The organism is Burkholderia sp. E168m23 (assembly GCF_016586125.1).
GTDB classification, from domain to species: Bacteria; Pseudomonadota; Gammaproteobacteria; order Burkholderiales; family Burkholderiaceae; genus Burkholderia; species Burkholderia orbicola.
Window position 1 is genome coordinate 1 of sequence record NZ_BCPP01001322.1, and the last position, 1,438, is coordinate 1,438.

At 66.3% G+C, this 1,438-nt stretch carries 2 protein-coding genes and 1 pseudogene; all 3 read right to left on the reverse strand.

Annotation, left to right across the window (positions count from 1 at the left end):
- On the reverse strand, nucleotides 1-248 hold a 248-nt coding region (locus JMF90_RS36925; RefSeq protein ID WP_201326328.1), incomplete at its 3' end, for an ureidoglycolate lyase.
- On the reverse strand, nucleotides 245-1,258 hold the full coding sequence (alc, locus tag JMF90_RS36930; protein ID WP_006478544.1) for an allantoicase: 1,014 nt from the start codon (nucleotides 1,256-1,258) through the stop codon (nucleotides 245-247). The genes JMF90_RS36925 and alc, both read right to left, overlap by 4 nt.
- Nucleotides 1,259-1,346: 88 nt before the next feature.
- A pseudogene (locus JMF90_RS36935) lies at nucleotides 1,347-1,438 on the reverse strand (OHCU decarboxylase); the annotation flags it as partial.

The window sequence follows — 1,438 nt, forward strand, 5'->3', positions numbered from 1 at the left end:
AACGCCTGGCTGCCGAGCGGATGCCGCTCCAGCATCTTCACTTCGAACGGCAGCGTGCGCGGCTGGCCGCGGAACAGGTTGACGAGCGTGCGGCCGCCTTCATCGGTCACGTCGACTTTCGCGAGATCGTGAAAGCGGATCGTCGTGCCGAGGTTGATCGGGATCTGCTTCGCCCCTGCCGTTTCGATCACGTCGCCGAACGGCGCGAAGGCTTCCTTGGTCAGCGGTTCGATGGCAAGCGTCTTCATTTGTCGAGCGTCCCCCACAGGCGCAGGCGCGACACGCCGCCGTCCGGAATGATGTTCAGTCGCACGTGCGTGACGGGGCCGAGCGACGCGATGTCGTGTTCGAAGTAGTGCTGCTTGTCCATCTGCAGCTTCTGTTCGCCGAGCAGCACCGGCCAGAACATCGACTGCGTGATCAACGAGCTGTCGGTGCCGCCCGACACATAGGCGGCCTGGATCGAGCACCGATCCGGGTAATTGCCCTTGAAGAACGCGGTATCGACTTCGATCTTGCGGATCACGCCCGGTTGCGCGAGCGCGATGATCGCCCAGTCGTTGCCCGGTTCGCGGCGGCGGCGCGTTTCCCAGCCGTCGCCCATGTTCACGCCGCGGCCCGGCAGCAGCAGGTTCGACGCGACGCCGAAGTGCTGGTTGTTCGCGGCCACGACGTAACCGCCGTTTTCCATCGCCGCGAGGTCGAACTGCTCGGTCGCGCTCGCGCCGGCCCAGTCGAGCTGCGGCTGGCCGTACACGCGCAGGCGCGCGATGCCGCCGTCCGGGTAGATGTTCACGCGCAGGTGCGTGAACGAGCGTGCATCGTTCGCTTCGACGTAGTGATGGCTGTTGCCCTGCAGCGTCGTCGACGGCACGATCTCGACCCACTCGGTCGCCTGCGTCGGTGCGCCGTCGGCCACGAACGCGGCCTCGATCGACGCGGCCGGCGGGAAGTTGCCGGTGAAGTGGCTCGTGTCGATGTCGAAGCCCTTGATCACGCCCGGGCGCGCGAGCTTGACGATGCACCAGTCGTAGCCGGTCGTGCGCTTGCGGCGCGTTTCCCAGCCGTCCATCCACTTGCCGTGGTCGTCGTACTTGCCGGGGATGAAGACGGCCGGCTCGGGGTTCAGCATCCGGTCCTTCGGCGCGAAGAAATCGTCGCTGGCCTCGAGCGCCTGCGCACCGAGACGCGGGTCGGCAAGATTCACGTAGCGCCGCGTGAAATCGGGTGCGTTCGGATCGAGAAGCGGAACAGCCATGATGTTTCCTTGTTTCAGTGAGGCGATCGGGCCGCCGCGACGCAGCGGACCGGATTGCGATGTCCGGCGGCCGCGTCGGGCGACGGTGTCAGGCGTCGATCAGGTCGTCGAGGCGAAAGCGCGCGATCCGGTAGATCTGGTCGAGGCTCGCGCGCAGTTCCTCGGCGCGCGAATGATTCA

What these genes read in the sequence shown, in the direction of transcription:
- alc (WP_006478544.1), bottom strand. Translation starts at nt 1,258, where the DNA reads ATGGCTGTTCCGCTTCTCGATCCGAACGCACCCGATTTCACGCGGCGC.